General features: G+C 50.7%; 19 protein-coding genes, 1 tRNA gene, 2 pseudogenes and 1 riboswitch. Of the genes and pseudogenes, 6 read left to right on the top strand and 16 right to left on the bottom strand.

All coding sequences use genetic code 11. From position 1 onward, the window contains the following. The first annotated feature begins 17 nt into the window (after positions 1 to 17). From FAH66_RS09795 to FAH66_RS09780, 4 genes and pseudogenes are all read left to right on the top strand, one after another. Positions 18 to 1,026 (top strand): annotated as a pseudogene (locus tag FAH66_RS09795) (IS5 family transposase). A 270-nt stretch (positions 1,027 to 1,296) separates the two neighbouring features. After that, the gene (locus FAH66_RS09790) at positions 1,297 to 4,209 is read left to right on the top strand and encodes an autotransporter family protein (RefSeq protein WP_137041442.1); all 2,913 of its coding nucleotides are present in this window, start codon (positions 1,297 to 1,299) and stop codon (positions 4,207 to 4,209) included. 172 nt (positions 4,210 to 4,381) lie between these two features. Next, positions 4,382 to 5,211 (top strand): annotated as a pseudogene (locus FAH66_RS09785) (IS630 family transposase); the annotation flags it as partial. Between the two features lie 211 nt (positions 5,212 to 5,422). Further along, positions 5,423 to 6,427, top strand: a complete 1,005-nt coding sequence (locus FAH66_RS09780; protein WP_137041441.1) for a quinone-dependent dihydroorotate dehydrogenase — start codon at positions 5,423 to 5,425, stop codon at positions 6,425 to 6,427. Positions 6,428 to 6,499: 72 nt separating this feature from the next. On the opposite strand, the gene FAH66_RS09775 is transcribed toward FAH66_RS09780, so the two are convergent. The 3 genes from FAH66_RS09775 to rnhB all read right to left on the bottom strand — a co-directional run bounded on the left by FAH66_RS09775 (position 6,500) and on the right by rnhB (position 8,330). Continuing rightward, entirely contained in the window at positions 6,500 to 7,396 is an 897-nt protein-coding gene (locus tag FAH66_RS09775; RefSeq protein WP_137040834.1) for an IS3 family transposase, read from the bottom strand. Continuing rightward, positions 7,300 to 7,650 (bottom strand): helix-turn-helix domain-containing protein, encoded by a 351-nt coding sequence (locus FAH66_RS09770; RefSeq protein WP_244284939.1) that lies wholly within the window; start codon positions 7,648 to 7,650, stop codon positions 7,300 to 7,302. The genes FAH66_RS09775 and FAH66_RS09770 overlap by 97 nt, the downstream gene beginning before the upstream one ends. An 86-nt stretch (positions 7,651 to 7,736) precedes the next feature. Continuing rightward, positions 7,737 to 8,330, bottom strand: a complete 594-nt coding sequence (gene rnhB, locus FAH66_RS09765; protein WP_167480345.1) for a ribonuclease HII — start codon at positions 8,328 to 8,330, stop codon at positions 7,737 to 7,739. A 154-nt stretch (positions 8,331 to 8,484) separates the two neighbouring features. Here rnhB and FAH66_RS09760 point away from each other — a divergent pair, with 154 nt between their 5' ends. Then, a complete protein-coding gene (locus tag FAH66_RS09760; RefSeq protein WP_137041438.1) occupies positions 8,485 to 9,621 on the top strand; it encodes an FUSC family protein in 1,137 nt (378 codons plus the stop codon). A 178-nt stretch (positions 9,622 to 9,799) separates the two neighbouring features. Here FAH66_RS09760 and FAH66_RS09755 read toward each other — a convergent pair. Next, positions 9,800 to 9,876 (bottom strand) — tRNA-Met (locus FAH66_RS09755). Positions 9,877 to 9,986: 110 nt separating this feature from the next. Then, a riboswitch (TPP riboswitch) is annotated at positions 9,987 to 10,086 on the top strand. 93 nt (positions 10,087 to 10,179) lie between these two features. On the opposite strand from FAH66_RS09755, the gene thiC reads away from it, so the two are divergent. Then, positions 10,180 to 12,069, top strand: a complete 1,890-nt coding sequence (gene thiC / locus FAH66_RS09750; protein WP_137041437.1) for a phosphomethylpyrimidine synthase ThiC — start codon at positions 10,180 to 10,182, stop codon at positions 12,067 to 12,069. Between the two features lie 91 nt (positions 12,070 to 12,160). On the opposite strand, the gene murJ is transcribed toward thiC, so the two are convergent. The 12 genes from murJ to FAH66_RS09690 all read right to left on the bottom strand — a co-directional run bounded on the left by murJ (position 12,161) and on the right by FAH66_RS09690 (position 25,681). Beyond that, on the bottom strand, positions 12,161 to 13,699 hold the full coding sequence (gene murJ / locus FAH66_RS09745; RefSeq protein ID WP_137041436.1) for a murein biosynthesis integral membrane protein MurJ: 1,539 nt from the start codon (positions 13,697 to 13,699) through the stop codon (positions 12,161 to 12,163). Positions 13,700 to 13,708: 9 nt separating this feature from the next. Further along, positions 13,709 to 14,884, bottom strand: coding sequence for a lipid-A-disaccharide synthase (gene lpxB / locus FAH66_RS09740; protein WP_137041435.1), 1,176 nt, complete (start codon positions 14,882 to 14,884; stop codon positions 13,709 to 13,711). Between the two features lie 160 nt (positions 14,885 to 15,044). After that, positions 15,045 to 15,821 carry an acyl-ACP--UDP-N-acetylglucosamine O-acyltransferase gene (gene lpxA / locus FAH66_RS09735; protein ID WP_003681706.1) on the bottom strand — a complete coding sequence of 259 codons (777 nt, stop codon included), beginning with the start codon at positions 15,819 to 15,821 and terminating at the stop codon, positions 15,045 to 15,047. Between the two features lie 74 nt (positions 15,822 to 15,895). Beyond that, a complete protein-coding gene (fabZ, locus tag FAH66_RS09730; RefSeq protein WP_003681704.1) occupies positions 15,896 to 16,345 on the bottom strand; it encodes a 3-hydroxyacyl-ACP dehydratase FabZ in 450 nt (149 codons plus the stop codon). 72 nt (positions 16,346 to 16,417) lie between these two features. After that, a complete protein-coding gene (gene lpxD, locus FAH66_RS09725; RefSeq protein WP_137041434.1) occupies positions 16,418 to 17,458 on the bottom strand; it encodes a UDP-3-O-(3-hydroxymyristoyl)glucosamine N-acyltransferase in 1,041 nt (346 codons plus the stop codon). Between the two features lie 101 nt (positions 17,459 to 17,559). Continuing rightward, complete coding sequence (locus FAH66_RS09720) at positions 17,560 to 18,069, bottom strand: OmpH/Skp family outer membrane protein (protein ID WP_039864258.1); 510 nt, start codon at positions 18,067 to 18,069, stop codon at positions 17,560 to 17,562. A gap of 111 nt (positions 18,070 to 18,180) precedes the next feature. Further along, the gene (gene bamA, locus FAH66_RS09715; protein ID WP_137041433.1) at positions 18,181 to 20,577 is read right to left on the bottom strand and encodes an outer membrane protein assembly factor BamA; all 2,397 of its coding nucleotides are present in this window, start codon (positions 20,575 to 20,577) and stop codon (positions 18,181 to 18,183) included. A gap of 3 nt (positions 20,578 to 20,580) precedes the next feature. Then, on the bottom strand, positions 20,581 to 21,921 hold the full coding sequence (gene rseP / locus FAH66_RS09710; protein WP_137041432.1) for an RIP metalloprotease RseP: 1,341 nt from the start codon (positions 21,919 to 21,921) through the stop codon (positions 20,581 to 20,583). A gap of 131 nt (positions 21,922 to 22,052) precedes the next feature. Continuing rightward, positions 22,053 to 23,234: a 1-deoxy-D-xylulose-5-phosphate reductoisomerase gene (ispC, locus tag FAH66_RS09705; protein WP_137041431.1), complete on the bottom strand. Its 1,182-nt coding sequence runs from the start codon at positions 23,232 to 23,234 to the stop codon at positions 22,053 to 22,055. 117 nt (positions 23,235 to 23,351) lie between these two features. After that, complete coding sequence (locus FAH66_RS09700; protein WP_137041627.1) at positions 23,352 to 24,101, bottom strand: SIMPL domain-containing protein; 750 nt, start codon at positions 24,099 to 24,101, stop codon at positions 23,352 to 23,354. Positions 24,102 to 24,134: 33 nt separating this feature from the next. After that, positions 24,135 to 24,929 (bottom strand): phosphatidate cytidylyltransferase, encoded by a 795-nt coding sequence (locus tag FAH66_RS09695; RefSeq protein ID WP_070748890.1) that lies wholly within the window; start codon positions 24,927 to 24,929, stop codon positions 24,135 to 24,137. A 5-nt stretch (positions 24,930 to 24,934) separates the two neighbouring features. Then, complete coding sequence (locus tag FAH66_RS09690) at positions 24,935 to 25,681, bottom strand: isoprenyl transferase (protein ID WP_049328737.1); 747 nt, start codon at positions 25,679 to 25,681, stop codon at positions 24,935 to 24,937. Between the last annotated feature and the right edge of the window lie 52 nt (positions 25,682 to 25,733).

The raw sequence follows: 25,733 nt of genomic DNA, 5'->3' as shown, positions 1-25,733 counted from the left end.
CATTTAGGGGATTTCCCATGAGCACCTTCTTCCAACAAACCGCACAAGCCATGATCGCCAAACACATCGACCGCTTCCCATTATTGAAGTTGGATCAGGTGATTGATTGGCAGCCGATTGAACAATACCTGAACCGTCAAAGAACCCGTTACCTTAGAGACCACCGCGGTCGTCCCGCCTATCCCCTGTTGTCCATGTTCAAAGCCGTCCTGCTCGGACAATGGCACAGCCTCTCCGATCCCGAACTCGAACACAGCCTCATCACCCGCATCGACTTCAACCTGTTTTGCCGCTTTGACGAACTGAGCATCCCCGATTACAGCACCTTATGCCGCTACCGTAACTGGCTGGCGCAAGACGACACCCTGTCCGAATTGCTGGAACTGATTAACCGACAACTGGCCGAAAAAAAACTAAAAGTAGAGAAAGCATCCGCCGCCGTCATTGATGCCACCATTATTCAGACTGCCGGCAGCAAACAGCGTCAGGCCATAGAAGTCGACGAGGAAGGACAAGTCAGCGGACAAACCACACCGAGTAAGGACTAAAGATGCCCGCTGGACAAAGAAAAACGGCCTCTACAAACTCGGTTACAAACAACATACCCGTACCGATGAGGAAGGCTATATCGAGAAACTGCACATCACTCCCGCCAATACCCATGAGTGCAACCATCTGTCCCCTTTGTTGGAAGGCCTAAGCGAAGGTACGACCGTCTATGCCGACAAAGGCTACGACAGTAAGGAAAACCGGCAACATCTGGAAGACCATCGGTTGTTAGACGGCATTATGCGCAAAGCCCACCGCAACCGTCCGCTGACGGAAGCGCAAACCAAACGCAACCGATATTTGTCAAAGACCCGTTATGTGGTCGAACAAAGCTTTGGTACGCTGCACCGTAAATTCCGCTACGCCCGGGCAGCCTATTTTGGTCTGTGTAAAGTGAGTGCGCAAAGCCATCTGAAGGCGATGTGTTTGAACCTGTTGAAAGCGGCTAACAGGCTAAGTGTGCCTGTTGCTGCCTAAAAGGCGGCCCGGATGCCTGATTATGGGGTATTCGGGGAGGATTAAGGGGGCATTTGGGTAGAATTAGGAGTGATTTGGGAAGGGAAATAGCCGAAAACCTGTGTTTAGGTTTCGGCTGTTGGGGGAAAGACTTTTTTGCAAAGGTCTCGGCCTATGTGATAGCAGAAGAGTTATATGGAAAAACAATATATTATGCTATACTAAGGTAGCTTCCATTTTTGAATGGGGTCTTATCGTGATTTTAAAATCATAAATAAAAGGAAAATTTATATGTTGACTTATAAAAAAGAAATATTTAGGAAAACCTTGCTGCATACTCTGATAGCTTCTTGTTTTTCTATTCCTGCATTGGCCGTTGCTGCAGCGGACGACACTTCACCTACTGTGGGAACAGAGGGTTCAGGAGAATTTTGGAAAGAACCAAATCAAAACATTGATGGAGATTACAAAGCTACACTAGCACCTAATAGCGGAGAACAATTTGCTCGTCCAAAAGGACTTATCGTTCGTGCGAATAATCAAGTTGAAATTAAAGGCAAAACTAACATTAATGTTACGTTAGCCAGCGAAGCTAATTCAGGATTAGCCGTAGACTCCAATGCCGCCTACGGTATTGCTGTAGGATATGATTATGCTGGTGGTAATGCTTCTGATACCGCAAGCTTAACTTTGCATAATGATGCTAATATCACTGTTAAAAACACAGAAAACACAGTGAAAAGTACAAAAAACTTTGGTGGCGCAACTGCACCATTTGGTCACCAATTATCCGGGGTGAAGGTTTATCGTAAGAATGGCGCCAAACCGGTTTTCAATTCTGAGAAAAAACTGACTATTACCGTGGAAGATAAAACCACCGCTAAAATCGGGGATTATTTAGTCGGGCTTTACGTTAGTGGAGACGGTGCGGAAGCGAACTTAAAAGATTCTGACATCACAGTGAAAGCAAACGGAAAATTTTCTGCCGCATTAAAAATTGGTAAACCGGAACTACCAAACACTGAAAAACCGGCTGACTATAAAGGTGCTGTTGTCAATTCCACCGGCAAAATGGTGCTTGATACAACAGAATCAAAAAACTCCGCAACCGTGCGCTTATTTGGCACTAAATCCCGCTTAATTGCCGATTCGGACACCAGCAGCGGTGAAATCAAATCCGGTAATTCAGCTGTTGTTTTCGATACTCAGGATTACACAACTAAAGTAAGTGCCTTTTTTATTAGCGACAATGTATCCAGAAATGAGTCTAATAAAGATCAAGAAGTTCGTTTAAACAATACAAAAATTACCACAACATCTGATGATGCTTCATTAATCGTTGCGGATGCAAAAACAGAGAATAGTTTCGCGGTAACCTTCGCAGGAAATAAAGTCGCAAGTTGGTTTAATAATGGTGAATTCGTTGCCGAAAATGCAAAATTCACTTTAAAAGGCAAAGACAGTGAAGCCAAAGCCGCAGAAAATGGCTGGCTTGCCGAAACTAAAGTGGCAGTAACCAAAGGGGCTGATTTGACATTTACCTTGTCTGATCAAGCAAAAGCCATTGGTTTGATGCAACAACAATCTAAAGGCAATGTGCATTCTAAATTAGATGTGCATGTGAACAACCAAGCTGTTTGGGAATTGAAACAAAAAGGTGATGAACAACGCTCTACCATCAATGCCTTAACCTTGGATAAGGGGGTATTAGATGCGTCTAAAAATATTCCGAACGGTTCAACTAAAACAGACTATAAAGTTAAACTGGTTAAACAAGATGGTACTGAAGGCACATTAACCAGTAACAACGGTGAAATCACCCTTGCCAATGGCTCTTACGAAGACAAACTCACTGTGGAAGGCAACTACACAGCGAATAACGGTGTTCTTAAAGTGAATACTCATTGGGATAGTAATGATGCCAATAACGGTAAATCTGACTTATTGGAAATCACCGGTAATGCCGAAGGGACAACAAAAGTTGTCAGTTTGAAAGCGGACGGCACAGAAAATATGATTGATGGCACTATCGGCTCTATTGCGGCTGATTTAGCCAAAAACAGTACGGCAGTAGTTCGAGTACAAGGGGAAAGTAATTTAAAGAACTTTACCGGTATTGCCAAAACTACAGGTGCGGGTGAACTGCAATTGGCTTCCAAAAAAGTAGGAAATACAACCGAATATTTTTGGACGGTAGTTTCCACGAATAAGGATGCCATTTACACAGCTTCTGTTCCTGCTTATACGCTTATTCCAAACTTGAACTTAGAAGTTGGCTACGAAACGGTTGGTACATTGCACCAACGCCGTGGTGAAAATCAGGCCCTTTCTTGGGAAAAATCTCAAGCGAACAACCAAATTTGGGGACGTATTATTGGCAAACACATTGCTTTGGATGGTAAAAAGCGTTTGAATCTTAGCGCTAACCTTGCAGGCTTCCAGTTTGGCCACGACTTTGATATTTCTTCTAGCGAAAATGGCGGCAAACGTTTAACCGGTGGTTATGTTGGTTACACACATGCTAATTCGAAATTTTATGATGAATATCGTGCCGAGAATGGTGTCGTCATTGATGACAAATATACAGGTAAAGCTAAAACCGAAAACCTCCATGTCGGTGTGACTCACACACGGTATTCTGAAGATGGTAGCTATATAGACTTTGTAGGCCAACTTTCTTGGATGCAAAATAAATATAACTCCCTAGATTCGAAAGCAAAAAACCATGGTTTGGGTGTGGCTTTATCGGGTGAGGTAGGTCGTCCGTTTGTATTGAGTAAAGAGAAAACGAATAATGGCGACAGTTGGATTATTGAGCCGCAAGCACAATTAATCTATCAATACCTCGGCTTAAACAGCTTCACTGATGATATGCGCTCTGTGCATCAAGATAAGCAACATAATTTACGCAGCCGCATTGGTGTACGCTTTGCTTATAATAATTTAACCGATCATGAAAAAGTTCGAACCTTGTATTTCACCACTAATGTGTGGCATAACTTCAGAAATACTTCGGCCAGTAACATTGGCGAGGATAATGTTACTGAAAAATTAGCAAAAACTTGGGGCGAAGTTGGTTTGGGAGCACAATTTGCAACCAGTTCCAATACCCATATTTATGCAGATGCACGGTATGAACAATCTTTAAGTGGAACGAAACATCAAGGATACAAAGGCTCAATCGGCATAAAATATTCTTGGTAATCTTCAAGTAATATATCTTACCGTAGTCCTTTTATATGAGCCGGATAAATATTAACAATATTTATCCGGCTCATTTATATGCCTTCCTCAATTATCAAAGCGCTGTACTGGATTATCAAATATAGTCAATTAAAAATAAAATGGTACAATACTCAACTTTGAAGGTCTAACCATGGCATACTCTGCGGACTTAAGAAACAAAGCTTTAAACTATTACAAACAATGTAAAAACATCAGCCAAACCGCAGCAACGTTTAACTTGTCAAGAAACACGCTTTACCTGTGGATTCGCCTTAAAAAACAAACAGGCAGCCTAAAACATCAAGTTACCGGTCTAAATGCCGTCAAATTGGATAGGCAAAAACTGGCTCAATATGTTGAGTAACACCAGGATGCCTATCTGCATGAAATAGCTAAACATTTTGATTGTACGCCAGCCGCCGTTTGCTATGCACTCAAACAGATGGGGATGACGCGCAAAAAAAGACCACCACTTACAAAGAACAAGACCCGGCCAAAGTAACGCATTATTTGACACAGTTGGCCGAATTTTCCGACTACCAACGTGTTTATTTGGATGAAACAGGATTTGACCGCTACCTGTTCCGTCCCTATGCCCGCAGCCTGAAAGGGCAAATAGTGAAAGCGCAGATAAGTGGAAAAAGATACCAACGCTTATCTCTGGTGTCCGCACAAATCGGCAACCGGCTGATTGCTCCGATGGTTTATCAAAATATGATGACCGGAGCCTTTTTTGAGGCATGGTTTCAGCAATGCCTACTGCCCGCATTGACTCAAAAATCGGTGATTATTTTAGATAATGCACGATTTCACCGTATGGGTGTCTTACGGGAAATGGCGGAAAAATTGGGACATAAGGTATTGCCTCTTGCACCTTATTCACCTGAGCTCAACCCGATTGAGAAGGTGTGGGCGGATATTAAGCGGTATCTGCGAACCGTATTGTCTGATTACGCCCGATTTGACGATGCGATAATGTCCTATTTTGATTTTAATTAACTATACATCCATCAGGCCGTCTGAAAAGACTCTCTCTTACCATTTTAATGAACTATCCGATTACACGCAAAAACCCTATTTATTTTCATTTGACACCAAACAATAAAATCATATCGATACAGACGTTTGGGGCAGTTTGACGGTTTCAGGTAAAATAACGCCAAATTCATCAACCGTTCAGAAAGCCGCCGCCATGTATTCACTCGTCCGTCCTATCCTGTTCCGCTTCGATGCAGAAAAGGCCCATCATTTCACGCTCAACAGTTTGCGTGCCGCCGAAAAACTCGGCCTGCTGCCCAAAGTGGACAGCCACACCCGACCAACCGAGCTGATGGGCTTGCAGCTGCCCAATCCGGTCGGTTTGGCGGCAGGTTTGGACAAAAACGGCGAGTGTATCGATGCGTTTGCCGCTTTGGGTTTCGGCTTTGTCGAAATCGGCACGGTAACGCCCAAGCCGCAGCCGGGCAATCCGCAGCCACGCCTTTTCCGCGTTCCCGAACACCAAGGCATCATCAACCGCATGGGTTTCAACAATCACGGCATCGACGCGATGATCCGCAACATTGAAAACAGCCGCTTTAAAGGCATTTTGGGCATCAACATCGGCAAAAATGCCGTTACGCCGATTGAAAACGCGGCCGACGATTATCTGATTTGCTTGGAAAAAGCCTACCCCCACGCGAGCTACATCACGGTCAATATTTCCTCCCCCAATACGAAAAACCTGCGCGCTTTGCAAGGCGGCGACGAATTGAGCGCATTGTTGGAAGCCTTGAAAAACAAACAGGCGCAACTGGCAGCCGCGCATGGTAAATATGTGCCGCTGGCGGTCAAAATCGCGCCGGATTTGGACGAAGCGCAAATCGACGACATCGCCCATGTGGTCAAATCCGTAGAAATGGACGGCATCATCGCCACCAACACAACCGTCGACAAATCAAGCTTGGGCAGCCATCCGCTCGCAGGCGAACAAGGCGGCTTGAGCGGCTTGCCCGTACGTGAGAAAAGCAATCAGGTGTTGAAACTTTTGGCAGAACGTATTGACGGCAAACTGCCGATTATCGGCGTCGGCGGCATTATGAACGGCGCGGACGCGGCAGAAAAAATCCGCTTGGGCGCCAGTGCGGTGCAGGTGTACAGCGGTTTGATTTATCGCGGCCCTGAGTTGATTAAAGAGTGTTTGGCTGCGTTGAAATAATACTTTTCCAAAAATAAGGCCGTCTGAAATCTTGAACTGGTCCCCAAATCTTGGACACTCATAAAAGCCTTTTCAGGTGCTCTGTGCAAGCTGGGTTCTGTATGCGACAGGACTCAGCTTTTTCAATTTCAGACTGCAACGCTCCCGGTTGTAGTAATCCATATAGTCATCTATCTGTTTCATCAATTCGTCCACCGCCAATTCCCCTGCGTTATAGAAACACTCCGTCTTCAACACCGCAAAGAAGCTCTCCATCGGCGCATTGTCCCAACAATTCGCCTTACGCGACATGCTTTGGACCATGGAATGTCGGGCAAGCAATTCCCTATACCCCGCCGTACGGTACAGCACACCTTGGTCGGAATGAAGCATCGTTCCCTTATCAGTCAGACGGGGTGCGGCTTTTTCGAGCATTTTCTTCACCATTTCGCTGTTAGCATTGCGGCTCATGGCGTAGGCGACGATTTCTCGGTTGAACAAGTCCAAGATTGGCGAGAGGTACAGTTTGCCGTCGCTCCCTTTGAGTTCGGTCATGTCGGTCAGCCATTTTTCGTTGGGCTTTTCGGCTGTGAATAGGCGTTTGAGGAGGTGTTCCGATATTTCGCCCATGGCGGGATGGCGGTAGGCTTTTTTTGCCCGTATAAGAGCTTTCAGTCCTAGCTGCTTCATCAACCGCGCCACTTTTTTGCGGTTCCAATCCAATGCTGCGGCAATGCGCCTTTGCCCGTAGCGTCCTTTATGCCGTTCGTAGATTTCGGCGATAAGGGCTTTGTCGGCTGCATCGGGGTCGGGCCGGTCTTGATGGTGGTAGTAAAAGCTGCTTTTGGGCAGGTTTGCGATGTGCAGCAGGTATTTGAGCGGGTGTTGCGCCCTCAGTGTTTGGACGGTTTGGCTTTGTTCTTTTCGGTCTGCTTTTGGCTGAGGGCTTTTAACTCCTTTAGGTAGGCAACCTTTGCGCGCATATAGCACAACTCCTCTATAAGCTCTTCCTGTGTTTTTTCATGGTCGGGTTTGTCGGCGATGAAGGGGTTTTTGCGGTGTTGGTTCATGGTTTTGGATTGGGGATGTTCGAGTGCGCCGATGCCGCCTTCTTGATAGGCGCGTATCCATCGTCGCAGGTGGGTTCGTGAGATGCCGTAGTGGTCTGCGGTACGCTGTTGGCTGCGTATGTGCAGGTAGTGGAGTACGGCTTGGTATTTGAAGTGTAATGTATATTTGCTCATGAAAAAACTGCACCTTGTGAGTTGGAGGGGGGATGTCCAACTTTTGGGGTGCAGTTCAATCTTTCAGACGGCCTTTTGCTATGCTTTCATTCTTCAAACAGATTGCCTTGTGCCAATAAGGTTTTGACCGGTGCGAAATCGCGGCGGTGTTCCGGTAATACGCCGTATTGTTTCAACGCGGCCAAATGTTGCGCCGTGCCGTAGCCTTTGTGGCGGTCAAACCCGTATTGCGGATAGCGTTTCGCCAATTCATACATTTCCGCATCACGCGCGGTTTTGGCCAAAACAGAAGCGGCAGAGATTTCGATGATTTTGCTGTCGCCTTTGACCACGGGTTCGGCAGGGATATTCAAATCTTTCGGCACGCGGTTGCCGTCTATCCACACTTTATCGGGCACAACCGACAGCCCCTCGACTGCGCGCTTCATCGCGGCCATGGTTGCGTGCAGGATGTTCAGTTGCAGGATTTCGTCGGGGTCGGCAAAGGCAATGCTCCACGCAACCGCCTGTTCCTTAATCATCTGCGCCAACATATCGCGCTTTTTTTCGCTCAGTTTTTTTGAGTCGGTCAAACCCGGCAGGTCAAAATGTTCCGGCAAAATCACTGCCGCTGCAAATACGCTGCCGACCAAAGGGCCGCGTCCCGCTTCGTCCACGCCTGCGCTTAAAACCGTCGCCATTTCTTCACCGCCTGTCTGATTCAAAGCCGCCATTATATCCGCTTGCGATAGAGAAATTCTGCAATAGTTCAAACCATTGGGGAACAGTTCAAATTTCATCTGCTTTACCAATCAGTTATAATTTACATCCCCACATACCCATACGTCTTACAACATGCCTGCCCAATCCGAACGCCTCCATTTTTCCGAACGCTGGCTCAACGCCTACGAACGCTACCGCTATCGCCGCCATATCCACGCCTTCCGCCTCGGCTTGGCAATCGTGTTTTCCACCCTGTTGGCCAAAGTCTTCCACCTGCAACACGGCGAGTGGATCGGCATGACCGTCTTTGTCGTCCTCGGCATGCTGCAATTCCAAGGCGCGATTTACTCCAAAGCAGTCGAACGCATGCTCGGCACGGCCATCGGTTTGGGCGTCGGTTTGGCCGTTTTATGGTTGAACCAGCATTATTTCCAAGACGGCGTTTTCTTCTATCTGATTATCGGAGCCGCCAGCGCAGTGGCCGGTTGGTCTGCGGTCGGCAAAAACGGCTATGTCGCCATGCTTGCCGGTTTGACCATGTGCATGCTCATCGGCGACAGCAGCCACCACTGGCTCGACAGCGGCCTGATGCGCGCCATGAACGTTTTAATCGGTGCCGCCATCGCCATTGCCGCCGCCAAACTCCTGCCCCTGCGCTCCACCCTGATGTGGCGCTTCATGCTTGCCGACAACCTCACCGACTGCGCCAAAATGATTGCCGAAATCAGCAACGGCAAGCGCATGACGCGCGAGCGTTTGGAGCAAAACATGATTAAAATGCGCAAAATCAACGCCCGCATGGTCAAAAGCCGCAGCCATCTGGCCGCAACATCCGGCGAAAGCCACATCAGCAACAATATGATGGAAGCCATGCAGCATGCCCACCGCAAAATCGTCAACACCACCGAGCTGCTCCTGACCACCGCCGCCAAACTTCGCGCGCCCACGCTCAACGAAAGCGAAATCCGCCTGCTCGACCGCCACTTCAACCAGCTCCAACGCGAACTGCGCCTGACCGTCCGCCTCATCAAAGGCCACTACGCCCGCCGTATCCGCATCGATACTTCGCTCAATACCGAACTAAGCAAACCGGCCGCCCGCCTGCATTACGACTGGCAAGGCTTCCTCTGGCTCAGTACCAATATGCGTAACGAAATCGCCGCTTTGGTGATCCTGTTGCAACGTTCGCGTAATAAATGGTTGGACAAAAAAGAGTTGCAACGCCTGAAAGAACACCTGCGCAACGATACCGATCCGAAGCAACAATAGGCCGTCTGAAAAACACAAACTCAAAATAAAAGACAAAAGCAAATTAGCCGCCGATGTCATCGGCCAATAAAAAAGGCCGTCTGAAACCTAATGGTTCAGACGGCCTTTCAATCAATCCAAGCAACAATAAATGCCACATAAAGCAAAATCCCCTGCGATTGCAGGGGATTTTTATATTTGGTTGCGGGAGCAGGATTCGAACCTACGACCTTCGGGTTATGAGCCCGACGAGCTACCATGCTGCTCCATCCCGCGTCAGAAGTTGTAACTATACGGAAAGACGGAGTCGCTGTCAAGCGTTTTTGACAGAAAATGCGAAAAACGCCGCTTTACAAAAAACCAGCCGCATGGTTTAATTTTCGTTAATAAAGAAACAGGGGTGCTGCTTTCAAACCGAGCGGCTGAGAAATACCCTTTACACCCGAACAGGATAATACCTGCGTGGGGAGTTTCGGTAAATGTGATTTTAAACGGTTGATTGAAGATATCTACAAGGCCGTCTGAAAAAAGCAATGCTCCTGTTTCTATTTCATAACCGAGAAACAGGAGCAATTTTTTATGACTACCACTAAAAAAACCGGCGATGAGGCGCGCCGTCTTTCCGACTTAAGCGAAGACATCGGCATCCGCTTCCAATATCCCAATTCCGACCGCGTCTATATTTCGGGCAGCCGCGCCGACATCCGCGTGCCTTTGCGCGAAATCCGTCAGGATGACACCTACACGGCGCAAGGTACGGAAGCCAATCCGCCGATTCCGGTGTACGACACCAGCGGCGCATACGGCGATCCGGCGGCGCACATCGACCTGAAACAAGGTTTGCCGCACGTCCGCACCGCATGGCTGGACGAACGCGACGATACCGAAATCCTGCCCAAGCTTTCCAGCGAATATGGCACCGAACGCGCGCACGATCCGAAAACCGCCCATCTTCGCTTCAACCAAATCACCCGTCCGCGCCGCGCCAAAGCAGGCCGCAATGTAACCCAGCTTCACTACGCCCGCCAAGGCATCATTACGCCGGAAATGGAGTTTGTCGCCATACGCGAACGCATGAAGCTGGACGAGCTTTTCAGACGGCCTGAATACGCCAAGCTCTTGAAACAACACGCAGGGCAAAGTTTCGGCGCGAATATCCCAACCCATCCCGACCAAATCACGCCCGAATTTGTACGCCAAGAAATCGCCGCCGGACGCGCGATTATCCCTGCCAACATCAACCACCCCGAACTCGAACCGATGATTATCGGCCGCAACTTCCGCGTCAAAATCAACGGTAACTTGGGCAACTCTGCCGTCACTTCCAGCCTGACCGAAGAAGTCGAAAAAATGGTGTGGTCGCTGCGTTGGGGCGCGGACACGATTATGGATTTGTCCACCGGCGCGCATATCCACGAAACGCGCGAATGGATTATCCGCAACGCGCCCGTCCCCATCGGCACCGTGCCTATTTACCAAGCTTTGGAAAAAACCGGCGGCATCGCCGAAGACCTGACTTGGAATTTGGTGCGCGACACCTTAATCGAGCAGGCAGAACAAGGCGTGGACTATTTCACCCTGCACGCAGGCGTGTTGTTGCGTTATGTACCAATGACGGCCGACCGCCTCACCGGCATCGTATCGCGCGGCGGCTCCATCATGGCGAAATGGTGTCTTGCCCATCATCAGGAAAACTTCCTCTACACGCATTTCGACGAAATCTGCGAAATCATGAAAGCCTACGACGTCTCGTTCAGCCTCGGCGACGGCCTGCGCCCCGGCTGCATTGCCGATGCCAACGACGACTCCCAATTCGCCGAACTGCACACCTTGGGCGAATTGACCACCAAAGCGTGGAAACACGACGTACAAGTGATGATCGAAGGTCCCGGCCATGTACCGCTGCAACGCGTCAAAGAAAACATGACTGAAGAGCTGCAACACTGCTTTGAAGCGCCTTTCTACACACTCGGCCCGCTCGTTACCGACATCGCCCCCGGCTACGACCACATCACCTCGGGCATAGGCGCGACCAATATCGGCTGGTACGGCACAGCCATGCTCTGCTACGTTACCCCGAAAGAGCATCTCGGCCTGCCCGACAAAGAAGACGTGCGCACCGGCATCATCACCTACAAACTCGCCGCCCACGCCGCCGACCTCGCCAAAGGCTGGCCGGGCGCACAATTACGCGACAACGCCCTGAGCAAAGCGCGTTTCGAGTTCCGCTGGCGCGACCAATTCCGCCTCAGCCTCGACCCCGAACGCGCCGAGAGCTTCCACGACGAAACCCTGCCCGCCGAAGGCGCGAAAATCGCCCACTTCTGTTCAATGTGCGGCCCCAAATTCTGCTCGATGAAAATCACGCAGGAAGTGCGCGACTATGCCGACAAACAAAAAGCCCAACGGCAGGGCATGGAAGAAAAAGCGATTGAGTTCGTCAAAAAAGGAGCGAAGCTTTACAGTTAAAACGTAAAGCAAGAAAAGGCCGTCTGAAAATGTTTCAGACGGCCTTTTTAGTGAATAGCCTTTAAGCCAAAGCAATACGCACTACGGTTGCTTATTTTTCTACTCTGCGGAAATGGTGCGGACGGAAGCCGAGCGCGGCTAGGGAAACGAAGTAGAGGCCGCCGCCCAAGGCAATCAGAACGCAGAGTTGGCCTGCTTTTTTAAAGCCGCCGACGTGCACCCATTCAAACGGCAGATAATATTGCGCCAGCCACAAACCGCCGCCCATGACGACCAAAGAGATGACCATTTTAACCAAAAACGCTGCCCATCCTTTACCGGGGAGGTAGATGCCGTGTTTGCGTAAAAGGAAAAACAGCAAACCTGCATTCAGACACGCGCCCAAACCGATAGCGAGGGACAGGCCGACGTGTTTGAGCGGCGAAATGAAGGCAAGGTTCATCAACTGCGTGCAAATCAGCGTGAAAATAGCGACCTTAACGGGGGTTTTGATGTTTTGACGCGCGTAGAAACCGGGTGCCAACACTTTAATCATAATCAGCCCGATCAAGCCGAAGGAATAGGCAATCAGAGCGTGTTGGGTCATTTGCGCGTCGTGCAGCGTAAATTCACGGTACATGAACAAGGTCGTAACCAGAGGGAAAGACAACACGGCAAGGCCGACGGCGGCAGGCAGGGTCAGCAGCATACACAAGCGTAAACCCCAGTCGAGCAGGCCGGAAAACTGCTCGGTATCCTGACTGGCGGCGTGTTTGGACAAGGTAGGTAGCAAGATTGTACCGAGTGCCACGCCCAAAACGCCGGTCGGCAATTCCATCAGTCGGTCGGCGTAATACATCCACGACACACTGCCGGACTGCAAAAATGAGGCAAAAATGGTGTTGATAACCAAGGAAATCTGCGCCACGCTCACGCCCAAAATAGCCGGCGCCATCTGTTTCATTACGCGGTTGACCGCTGCGTCTTTAAAGCTGAGTTTGGGCATTTTCAAGAAGCCCAATTTTGCCAACCAAGGCAGTTGGAACACCAGCTGCAACACGCCGCCGACAAATACCGCCCACGCCAAAGCCATAACAGGCGGATCAAAATACGGTACGAAAAACAGGGAAAAGACGATAAAGGAAATATTCAAAAATGTCGGCGTAAAGGCGGGAATGCCAAATTTATGATAGGAGTTGAGTATCGAGCCGACAAAAGAAGACAAGGAAATCAAAAAGATATAAGGAAACGTTACCCGCAACAGGTCGATGGAAAGCTGAAACTTATCGGCATCTTTGGCAAAACCGGGCGCGGAAACATAAATCACCCACGGCGCGGCAAGTATGCCCAGCGCTGTAACGACGACCAACACAAACGACAACATACCGGCCACATGACGCACAAACGCCTGCGTGGCTTCGGGCGAGCGGGTTTCTTTGTATTCCGCCAAAATCGGTACGAAGGCTTGGGCAAATGCGCCCTCTGCAAACACGCGCCGCAATAGGTTGGGCAGTTTAAATGCGACAAAAAATGCATCTGTCGCCATGCCTGCACCAAACGCACGGGCGATAATCGTATCGCGTACAAAGCCCAAAATACGCGACACCATCGTCAGGCTGCCAACCTTGGCCAAGGCTCCCAATAAATTCATGTATTTTCCTTACTTGTCTTTCAGGCCGTCTGAAAATCCGGCTTCTTCCAATACTGCCGCCGCTGCCAATGCCGCCGTATCTTTTTTCAGCAGCAGATGCAAGGCGTGGAAATCCTGTTCCAACGCGGCCACGGCTTCAGGGTGGTCATACCAGTCTGCCACGGCCTGCGCCAGTTTTTCAGGCACGGCATCGTGTTGCAGCAGCTCGGGAACGGCGGCTTTACCCAACAGAATATTAGGCAAACCGACATGCGGCACCTTGATTTTACGTTTCACATACGCATAAGTCAGCGGCGAAATTTTGTAGCTGATGACCATAGGCCGCTTGCACAAGGCCACTTCCAAAGTCGCCGTACCGCTGGTAACCAATACCACGTCGGCAGCGGTGCAAACCGTATCCGACTGCTTGTCGGTCAGCGTGATGGGAAGAGAGGCGAACTCAGGCTGCGCCAAAATTTCGCTAATGCGTTTGCGCGTTGCGGCCGTTGCCACAGGCAGCAAAAACTGTGCCTGCGGGTAACGTTTCAGCAGCAATAAGGCCGTCTGAAAAAACACCGCCGCCATGTAATCAATTTCACTCACACGGCTGCCGGGCAATATGGCAAACACGGGCACGTCCGCAGGAACGCCCAGCTTCTGCCGCGCAGCCGCCCTATCCGCTTCCACAGGCATGGTTTGCGCCATCGGATGGCCGACAAACTCGGCCTTACCTCCGGCATCAATATAAAGCTGTGGCTCCATCGGAAACAGGCACAACACGCGGTTGACCTGATGCACGATTTTATTGACCCGTTCGCGTCGCCACGCCCAAACCGACGGGCTGACGTAATGAATGGTATGAATGCCTGCCTGCTTAAGTTTTTCCGCCACGCCGAGATTAAAGTCCGGCGCATCGATGCCGATAAACACATCCGGCTTGAGGCGGATTAAATCGCTCACCAGCCCTTTGCGGATTTTCAAAATTTGCGGCAGGCGTTTAATGACCTCAACAAAACCGCGCACCGCCAGCTTTTCCTGATCGTACAAACTCTCGAAACCCTCTGCCTTCATTCGCTCGCCGCCGATGCCGGTAAACCGCGCGTTCGGGCAACGCGCCTTAATGGCACGGATTAAATGTGCGCCGAGCAAGTCGCCGGAAGCTTCGCCGACGCTGATGGCGATAAGGGGGGAAGGATTGGGGTTCATGTTGTTGAGGTTCGGAAGCTAAAAGATTTGGGGGCGGACATTTGCCCGCCCGTTTTCAGACGGCATCAGTAGCAAACGGACAGGAAACCTGCCCTACTGCGCGGATTTTTGCAATCCAAAGGCCGTCTGAAAAAGTTTCAGACGGCCTTCAATCCATCAATCAACGGATAATGCCGCGTGTGGATTGTGCAAAAAAGTCTTTAAATACCGCCAATTCGCTTTGGGTTTCGGCGCGTTTCAGAATGTCTGCCTTGGCTTCTTCAAACGGAATGCCGCGATGGTAAATGGTTTTATACACATCTTTGACAGAGGCAATCTGTTCGGCAGTGAAACCGTTGCGGCGCATACCTTCGCTGTTGAGGCCGGCCGGTTCGGCGCGGTAGCCAGCAGCCATGAAGTACGGCGGTACGTCTTTGTGTACGCCGGCGGCAAACGCGGTCATGGCGTAGTCACCGATTTGACAGAACTGGAACACCAGCGTGTAGCCGCCCAAGACAACGTAGTCACCGATGGTAACGTGGCCTGCGAGTGAGGCGTTGTTGGCGAAGATGGTATGGTTGCCGACCACGCAGTCATGGGCAAGGTGGCAGTAGGCCATAATCCAGTTGTCGTCGCCGATACGGGTTTCGCCGATACCGGTGACCGTACCAAGGTTGAACGTTGTAAATTCGCGGATGGTGTTGCCGTTGCCGATAATCAGCTTGGTCGGCTCGTCACGGTATTTTTTGTCCTGCGGAATTTCGCCGAGGCTGGCAAATTGGAAAATGCGGTTGTTTTCACCGATGGTCGTATGGCCGTTGATGACGACGTGCGGGCCGATTTCCGTATTCGCACCGATTTGCACATTGGGGCCGATGATGCTGTATGGGCCGACTTTGACACTGGAGTCGAGTTCGGCTTTAGGGTCGATGACGGCGGTCGGATGGATAAGGGTCATGCTGTTTCCTTGCTGTCTGATACAGGTATTGCCTGCAAGATGCTGTCTGAACTTTCAGACGGCCTGTCCCATTCTTACACCACGCGTTTGGCGCACATAATCACGGCTTCAACGGCAACTTGGCCATCGACTTTGGCAACGGCGTTGAATTTGCCGATACCGCGTTTGTTGGTCAACAGCTCGACTTCAAATACCAGTTGGTCGCCGGGGATGACTTGGCGTTTGAAACGGGCGTCGTCGATACCGGCGAAGAAGAAGAATTCGTTTTCTTTACGGCCGCCTTCGCTGAGGATGGCGAGTGTGCCGCACGCTTGCGCCATGGCTTCGATAATCAGCACGCCGGGCATCACGGGCAGGTCGGGAAAATGGCCTTGGAACTGCGGCTCGTTCATGGTGACGTTTTTAATCGCAGTCAGGGTTTTCATCGGTTCGAACGCAGTAATGCGGTCGAGTTGCAAAAACGGATAACGGTGTGGGATAAGTTTTTGAATGTCTTTGGCTTCGATCGGGAGTTGTACGTCCATGATGTTCGTCTTTCCTTGTTTGTATTGGGTTTAAACGTATTCGGATGCAGGTGCGGACTGTTTGCGCCGCCTTTAGGCTTCGCCGCTGTCGGCAAGCTGTTTTTCCAGCGTTTTGAGGCGTTTGTTCATTTCGCTCAAACGGTGGATATAAACGGCATTGCGTGCCCAGTCTTTGTAGCCCGACATCGGGAAAATACCGGCCAGATGCTGGCCGCTTTCGGTAATGCTGTGGGTGACGGATGTACCGCCGCCGATGGTGGTTTTATCGGCGATTTCGATGTGTCCGACCGTGCCGACGCCGCCGCCGATAATACAATAATTGCCGATGGTAACGCTGCCGGAAATACCGGTTTTGGCGGCGATAACAGTGTGCGAACCAATTTTGCAGTTGTGGCCGATTTGGACTTGGTTGTCGATTTTGGTGCCGTTGCCGACGGTCGTGTCGCTCATTGCGCCACGGTCGATATTGGTGTTCGAACCGATTTCCACATCATCGCCCAGCGTGACTGCGCCGGTTTGCGGAATTTTAAACCATGAATCGCCGGCAAAGGCCAAGCCAAAACCGTCCGCACCGATGACGGCGCCGCTGTGGATTTCGACACGGTTGCCCAAAGTGCAGCCGTAATAGATGACGGAGTTGGGATGCAACACGACTTCATCACCCAACATGCAATCGTGTTGGACAACAGCATTGGCCAAAATACGGCAGCCTTCGCCCAATACGGCATTCGCGCCGATATAGGCATTCGCGCCGATTTCGCAGCTTGCCGGCACTTTGGCGCTTGCCTCGACAACGGCGGTCGGATGTACGCCGCCCTGTGCTTTGACAATCGGCGAGAACAATCGTGCCACTTTGGCAAAATAAAGATAAGGGTCGGCAGCCACAATCAGGTTGCGGCCTGCAAATTTGTCCGCGGCTTTCGGCGACACAATCACTGCGCCTGCCTGGCTGTCGTGTACTTCGGCTTTGTATTTCGGATTGGCCAAAAAGCTGATGTGTTCCGCCAGCGCCTGATCCAACGGACGGACGGCGGTAATGGCGATGTCTTTGCCTTTCCATTCGCCACCGAGCTGGGAAACGATTTGGGACAGGGTGTATGCTTGTGAAGTCATGATAATCTGCCGTCAAGATGTCAGGCCGTCTGAAAGATGCCGGTTTGGGTTTCAGACGGCCTTAGGTTTGTCTGTATGGTTATATTCGCTGCCGAGCAGGGTCAGTGAGCATTTAGGGCTTTGATAACGCTGTCGGTAATGTCATAGCGGCCGTTGACGTAAATCACGTCCTGCAAGATGAAATCGTAACCTTCGCGCTTGGCCAAATCGACGATGACGCGGTTGGCATTTTGCTGGAGCGCGGCGAATTCTTCATTGCGGCGTAGGTTGTAGTCTTCAGCCAACTCAGCCTGCTGCTTGCGGAATTTCTGTACCAGATTGCGCCATTTTTGGGTTTCCGCTTCCCTTTGGCTGTCGCTGAGCTTGTCGCCGCTCAGTTTTCGCTCCAAAGCCTCGCCTTCCTGCTGCAGCTTTTGCAAGGCGGTTTGACGGCTTTTGAACTCTTTTTCCAAAGTCATCTGAATGTTTTGTGCCTGCTTGGATTCCTGATAAACGCGCTCGGTATTGATAAAACCGATTTTCTGCACGCCATCCGCCGCCGCTTGCGGCAACAGCACGAAACCCGGCAGGGCTACGGCGAGGACACGGAGGGTGTCGGCTATTTTACTCATGATAAAAATCCTTGCTTGAAAACAAACGGGCGGTTTGCAATAAGCTTGCCACCAATCTGCCATGAGGCCGTCTGAAACGGACAAACCTGGTTTCAGACGGCCTAAACATCATCAGAATGTCGTACCGAGTTGGAATTGGAAGCGTTGGATTTCGTCGCCTTCTTTTTTCTTAATCGGATAAGCATAACTGAACTTCATCGGACCCAGCGGAGAGAGCCAGGTCACGGCAGCACCGGCAGAGTAACGCAATTCGTTTTTGAATGTCGATTTGTGCGTTGTGCCTACGCCGTACACGTTTTGGGACACGCCATTGGAATTGCTGCTGCTGCCGTCGTTGTAGGTTTTGCCGTCCCACACGCTGCCCGCATCGGCAAACAGGCTCAGACGGACGGTACGCGAGTCTTTAATGCCCGGCATTGGGAAGAGCAACTCTGCGGAAACGTTGGCTTTTTTGTTACCGCCGTAGCTGATTTTCTCGCCGTATTCGTCATAGACTTTCGGGCCCAGCGTACCGCTTTCAAAACCGCGGACAGAGCCTAAGCCGCCGCCGTAGAAGTTTTCAAAGAACGGCATGGTTTTGGTTTTGCCGTAGCCGTTGCCATAACCGACTTCGCCACCCAGCATCAGCGTGAAATCTTTGCTCAACGGGAAGAACCAAGTTTGGTTGTGGGTCAGGGTGTAGTATTGCAGGTCGCTGCCCGGCAAAGCGATTTCGCCGTTTACGCCGGTCAGGTAACCGCGGGTCGGCCACAAGGCATTGTCGGTTTTGTTGCGGCCCCAGCCGATGGTACCTTTGTACAACCAGCCTTTGAAGTTACCCACGCCGCTGCCGTCGCCTTTACCGTATTGATTGATAAAGTCGGCATAGCGTTTAGGCGCGCCTTTGTAGGTATTCACGGTCAGACGCTCTGCGGCCAAACCGAAGTTCACACGGTCATATTCGGTAACCGGAATACCGATACGCAAACCGCCGCCGAAAGTCGTGGTTTTATATTGTTTCGCACTGGAAGAAGCTTTACGCGGGTCGTAAGTCTTGCCGTAAAGGTCGTAGCCCAAGCTTACGCCGTCAGGTGTGAAGTATGGGTCGGTAAACGACAACGAGCCGTTTACTGTGGTTTTACTGCGGGAGGCACGCAGGGCAACGGATTTACCCGTACCGAACAGGTTGTCTTGAGCCACGCCGGCAGACATCACCAAACCGGTATCCTGAACCCAACCTGCGCTCAAGTCGAGCGAGCCGGTAGAACGTTCGGTCAGACTCATGTTCAGGTCAACTTGGTCAGGGGTATTGGCCACAGGAACTGCATCAAATTGAACGTTGTCGAAGTAGCCCAACAACTCAACGCGCTCTTTAGAACGTTGCAGTTTGGCAGAGTCGTAAGGCGCTGATTCCATTTGACGCAACTCGCGACGGATGACTTCGTCACGGGTTTTGTTGTTGCCGGTAATGTTGATTTCGTTTACATAGATTTTGCGACCCGGTTGAACGGTCAACACAAAATCAACGGTATGTGTTTCGGCATTTGGAATCGGTTGGACATTGATTTCGCTGAATGCGTAACCTGCCTGACCCATGCGGTTTTGGATGGCTTCGAGCGAATTGGACATTTGCGCGCGTTCATACCATTTGCCCGGCTTCATGGTCAGCAGTTTTTCCAAATCTTCTTTCGGCACTTCCAGCGTATCGCCTTCGATGCGTACATTGCCCCAGCGGAAGCGGTCGCCTTCGCTGACGGTTACTTTAATGGTCTGCTTGGTTTTGTCTTCGTTGGTTTGGATATCGGTATCCAAAATACGGAAGTTGAAGTAGCCGTTGTTTTGATAGAAATTGGTAATTTTTTCCATGTCCTGAGCAAATTTTTGCTCATTGAACTGGTTGCTCTTCGTAATCCAAGTCCACATGCCGCCTTCGCTCAGGGACATTTGTTTCATCAGACGGCGGTCGGAATAAACTTCGTTGCCCTCAAATGAAATATCGGTAATCTTGGTAGATTTGCCCTCTTCGATGGCAATATCGATAGACACGCGGTTTCGGGCGAGTTTGGTCACAGTCGGAGTGATTTGGACAGACTGTTTGCCACGGCTCAAATACTCTTCTTTCAAACCGGCAACGGCTTGGTTCAGCGTTGCTTGGTTAAAGTATTGGGATTGCGCCAAACCAAATGCTTCAAGGTTTTTCTTGATGGCATCGTTTTGCAGCATTTTCGCACCAGTAATATTGAGCGAGCTGATGGTCGGACGCTCAATCACGGTCAGCAGGACTTGATTGTCCATGGTCTCGACGCGTACGTCGTCAAAGAAACCGGTTGCGTAGAGTTTTTTGATGATTTCTTCACTGCGCGCATCATTGAAATTATCACCGACCTTAACGGGCAGGTAGTTGAAGACGGTACTCGGCTCGGTGCGTTGCAGGCCTTCGACGCGGATGTCCTGAATGATAAAGTCAGCCAATGCCAGTGGAGACAGGCTCAATACCATTAAAGCGGAAGCAATCTGGTTCAGTTTCATAAATTATCCAAACAAACGGTTGATGTCATTAAAGAAAGCCACAGCCATCATCAAAAGCATGGCTGCCAGTCCGAAGCGCAGGCCGACTGCCTGTATGCGCTCGCTCAAAGGCTTTCCGCGTATCCATTCGGCGGTGTAGAAAACCAAATGTCCGCCGTCTAAAACGGGCACGGGCAAAAGGTTCAACACGCCTAAGCTGATGCTGACCAAGGCCAGAAATTCGAGGTAGCTCTGCAATCCGAGTTTGGCGGATTGTCCGGCGACATCGGCAATGGTCAAGGGGCCGGAAATATGGTTCAAAGAGGCATTGCCTGTAACCAGTTTTCCGAAAAATTTGAGGGTTGTCCACGAATAGTTGACGGTTTTGTTCCAACCCAATTCAAAGGCTTGGGCAACGGAAGGCGTATAGCGGTAGCGGATGGTTTTATCCCACTCTTTATCCGCCTGGGCGGCAAGCCCTGCTCTACCCACCAGCACGCCTGCCGACTGCTCGACGCTGTCCGGACGGATAGCGGTCGCCAGTATTTTACCGTCGCGCTCGTAAGTCAGTTCGATTCGTTTGCCGGGGCTGGCGCGGAAGAGTTCCGTCCATGCCTGCCAGCTTTCGATGGGTTGCCCATCGGCGGTCAGCAGTTTGTCGTTTTCCTTCAAACCTGCTTTTTCGGCCGGACTATTGGCCAAGACTTTGCCGATGCGGTTAGTAATTCTAAAAGGCAAAAGGCCGATGTTGCCTTGGTTTTTCGCAACTTTACCTGCTTCAGGCGTGCCGGCGGCATCAATTATGCGGATGGCTTGGGTATTTGAGGCCGTCTGAACAGCGACTTTTACAGGGCCGGCCTCAAGGTTCAACACCATCTCGGTTTGCGCATCGCTCCAGTCTTTAACGGCGATTCCGTTGACCGATACAATTTTATCGCCTGCCTGAAAACCTGCTTTGGCGGCAATACTGGCAGGCTCGACCATGCCGACATAAGGGCGCAACTCGGTCACGCCGAAGGAAAAGCTCAAACCGTAAAGCAAAACAGCCAAAATCAAATTGGTCAAAGGACCAGCAGCGACAATGGCGATGCGCTTGGCCGGATGCTGCTTGTCAAAGGCGTACGACAAATCTGCTTCCGCCACCTCACCTTCGCGCGTATCGACCATTTTAACGTAACCACCCAGCGGAATTGGGGCAAGACACCACTCGGTATCGCCGCGTTTTCGGGTGAAAAAGGGCTTACCGAAGCCGACGGAAAAGCGCACGACTTTAACGCCGCACCAGCGGGCAACAATATAGTGTCCGAACTCATGCAGGCTGACCAAAATCAGAATGGCGACGATAAAGGCTAAAAAGGTTTGCAAAAAAATCCCCTGAGTGGAATGTGATAATCAACGGATAAGGCCGTCTGAAAACCGATTATAAAGGCAGTTGTTCCATTTTGTCTGCCTAAATGCCAAGCGGTTGACGTTTCAGACGGCCTGTCATTGAAGCTTTATTGTTTGCCGATAAAGGCTTCTGCCTGCCTGCGTGTTTGCGCGTCTTGCGCCAGCAGGCCTTCGATATCGTGACGGCCGTCTGAAAAATCTTGAGCAAGGCAGTGGGCAACGACTTTGGCAATATCGGTAAACTTGATTCGTTTATCTAAAAAAGCGGCCACGGCAACTTCGTTTGCAGCGTTCAACACGCAAGGCGCGGCACCGCCTGCATTCATGGCCTGATAGGCAAGCTTCAGACATGGGAAACGGTCAAAGTCGGGCTTTTGGAAGGTCAATGCGGATAATGCGCCGAAATCCAGTTCGCCCACGCCGGAATCGATGCGTTCGGGCAGACCCAAGCAATAAGCAATCGGCGTACGCATATCAGGATTACCCAACTGCGCCAATACCGAACCATCTCGATAACGCACCATGCTGTGTATCACGGATTGCGGATGAATGACGACTTCCAGTTTTTCCGGCCGACAGTTAAACAGCCAATGCGCCTCAATCAACTCCAAGCCCTTATTCATCATTGATGCGGAATCAACGGAAATTTTGCGACCCATGCTCCAATTCGGATGCTTGACCGCCTGCTCGGGCGTAATGCTGTCAAATATACTTAAATCGGTGTTAAGGAAGGGTCCGCCCGATGCGGTCAGGATAATCGAATTGATACCGTGCTCATTCAGACGGCCTGTGTAATCCCTTGGCAATACTTGGAAGATGGCGTTGTGTTCGCTGTCAATCGGCAAGACGGTGGCGCCGTTTTGACGGGCAGTTTCCATAAACAATGCGCCGGAAACCACCAGCGTTTCTTTGTTTGCCAGATAAATGGTTTTGCCTTTTTGAGCAGCGGCCAAAGCCGACGGCAAACCAGCCGCGCCGACAATGGCACACATCACGCCGCTGACTTCATCGGCTGAAGCCACATCAATCAGGGCTTGAGAACCATATAAAACCTGCGTACTGATGCCTTCTTGTTTGAGTTTCTTTTCCAGCTCGGCGGCATGGTCGGCATCGCCGACAACGGCATATTCCGGGCGGAACTGTTTGCATTGCGCCGCCAGCTTGTCCACCTGCCTATGCCCTGCCAGCGCGAACACGCGGAATTTCTCGGGATGGCGGGAGACAACGTCTAAAGTACTTTCGCCTATGCTGCCGGTACTGCCTAATATGGTCAGGACTTGTTGTGTCATGGTGTGTTCTTTATGTGCTGTGCAAACGGTATTCATTGTGTTTGAAATAGATTTCTTTGCCGTTTTCAATTTTCAGACGGCCTTTTGCCTCCCAGCTGAAAAGGCCGTCTGAAAGAATTACTCAATGCCGTATTCGATGGTAACAACCAGTCGGACTTGCTTGCCGACGGTGCTTTTATCGTAAGAACCGCCGTACTCGTCGTCCTCGCTGCTGCCGGTGTCGGCATAGATATTGAACGAACCTTGCGAAGCAGAACGCATGGCGCCCACTTTGCCGCCGCCGGTTTTGGCAAATTCGGCCGCGCGTTTCTGCGCGTCCTCAGTCGCCTGCGTGATCAAATCACGTTTGATGGTTTCTAAATTGCCCAGCAAATATTGCGGATTGTCGAAGCGGATGAATTCGTTTTGCGCACGGAAGTTCAAAATGGCGCGCTGTGCTGCTTGGATTTTGTCCAGTTTTTTGGTGTTGACCACAACATTGAGGTCGCCATCGTAGCCGTTGGGCGTGCGGGTTACGTTGCCCAGTTCGTCGCGGGTTTCATTGAAAACGCGCGACACTTCGGGCAGGCCCACTTTCATTTCCGCCGCCGTAAAGCCTTGCTCACCCAAAAATTTAGACAGCTTCTTGCGCCTTGCCGTCAGCAAATCCAAAACTTCCTGATAGCTCTCGCCGTGCGCGTTCACACCCGTATTCCACGTCGCGCTGTCGGATTGGAAGTTTTTCTCCGCCAGACCTTTTACAGTAATCGTCCCCGGCTGGCGCAGATTCTTAAACTGCACGCCCAAAATAAACGCCGCAGCCATCAATCCTAGTGCCAACAATACGCCCAAGATCGATAAAGATGAAATCTGTTTTTGTTCGGACATCATCAGCTCCCTCAACCACGTCAGACAGGCTGTTTAAAACAAATATATAAAGGCGGCATAAATGCTGATAACGGCAATCAGGCTGTCCACACGGTCGAACACGCCGCCGTGTCCCGGCAACAGATTACTGCTGTCTTTGATACCGGCCGCACGTTTAAGCCAGCTTTCCAGCAAATCGCCGCACACGCTGACAACGGTCAGAATCAAGCCGATCAAAATAGTTTTTAACCAACCGGCTTCAAAAGCCAGCCAACCGGCTTTCCATACGATGGTCATGTACACGGCAACGCATAATGCGCCGCCGATCGCACCTTCCCAGCTTTTACCCGGGCTGATGGTCGGCGCAATTTTGCGCTTGCCAAACGATTTGCCGCAGAAATACGCGCCAATATCGGCCACCCACACCAAACCCATAATCGCCAATAAAGACAACGCGTCTTCAGGCTGAGGGCGCAGGTAAACCAGTGCGAACCAAAACGGCATCACCAACAACCAACCAACCGTGTAAGCCTGCCAGCCGCCGTTTAACTTCCATTTCGCTTTCAGCCACCAAGGCATGACAATCAGCCAAAACGCCAATACGACATACCAAACCAAATCAGGCAACTGCCAACCGCCGGCATAAGCAATCACGCCGAACACCAGCGTTGAAGCCAAATAATGATTGATTTTCAGCTTGTCCAAGCCGCTCATGCGGGCATATTCCCACAAAGTCAACATGGCAATCAGGCCGCAAAACGCCGCCCACAGCCACATAGGCGCATAAAACAGCATACCCAGCATCAGCGGCAAAAGCCACAGCGCCGTCAAAATCCGTTGTTTCAACATAGTTCTCAACCCCGTTGCTGCTCAACCGGCAGCTGTTCGGAAGTCCGCCCGAAGCGGCGTTCCCGTTTTTGGAACGAAGCAATCGCCTCGTTTAGCGATTTCTCATTAAAATCAGGCCACAGCGTATCCGTAAAATACAATTCCGCATACGCCATCTGCCACAGCAGAAAATTACTGATGCGCGTCTCCCCGCCGGTTCGGATAAACAAATCCGGCTCGGGTGCATCGCCCAACATCAAATAGCGCGACAACGCCTCTTCCGTAATCTCAGTGACACCTTCGGCAATCAACTGATTTGCCGCCTGCAAAATATCCCAGCGGCCGCCATAATCGGCAGCAATGCTCAAAGTCAAACCGGTATTGTTTGCCGTCAACGCCTCTGCCGCCTCAATCCCCTTCAGGATTTCAGCATTAAACCGCTCACGGCTGCCAATGACCCTCAAGCGCATATTGTTATCGTGCAAACGGCGCACCTGCTTTTGCAAAGCCTGCAAAAACAGCCCCATCAGAAAAGAAACCTCTTCCTCGGGGCGTCGCCAGTTTTCAGTCGAAAAAGCAAACACGGTCAAATACTGCACACCCAGTTCAGCACAATGCTTCACCATGTTCTCCAGCGCATCCAAGCCGCGCTTATGCCCCATCACGCGGGGAAGAAAACGCTTCTTTGCCCAACGTCCGTTGCCGTCCATAATCACAGCAATATGTCGGGGGATGGCAGAGTGTTCCAAAATCGTCTGCGTACTGCTTTTCATGTCTGCCTTTCAGGGAGCAAACCGTCCAAAGGCCGTCTGAACGGTTTACACA

Source organism: Neisseria subflava (genome assembly GCF_005221305.1).
Classification (GTDB): Bacteria; Pseudomonadota; Gammaproteobacteria; order Burkholderiales; family Neisseriaceae; genus Neisseria; species Neisseria subflava.
This window is presented reverse-complemented; position numbering and strand designations above follow the sequence as displayed.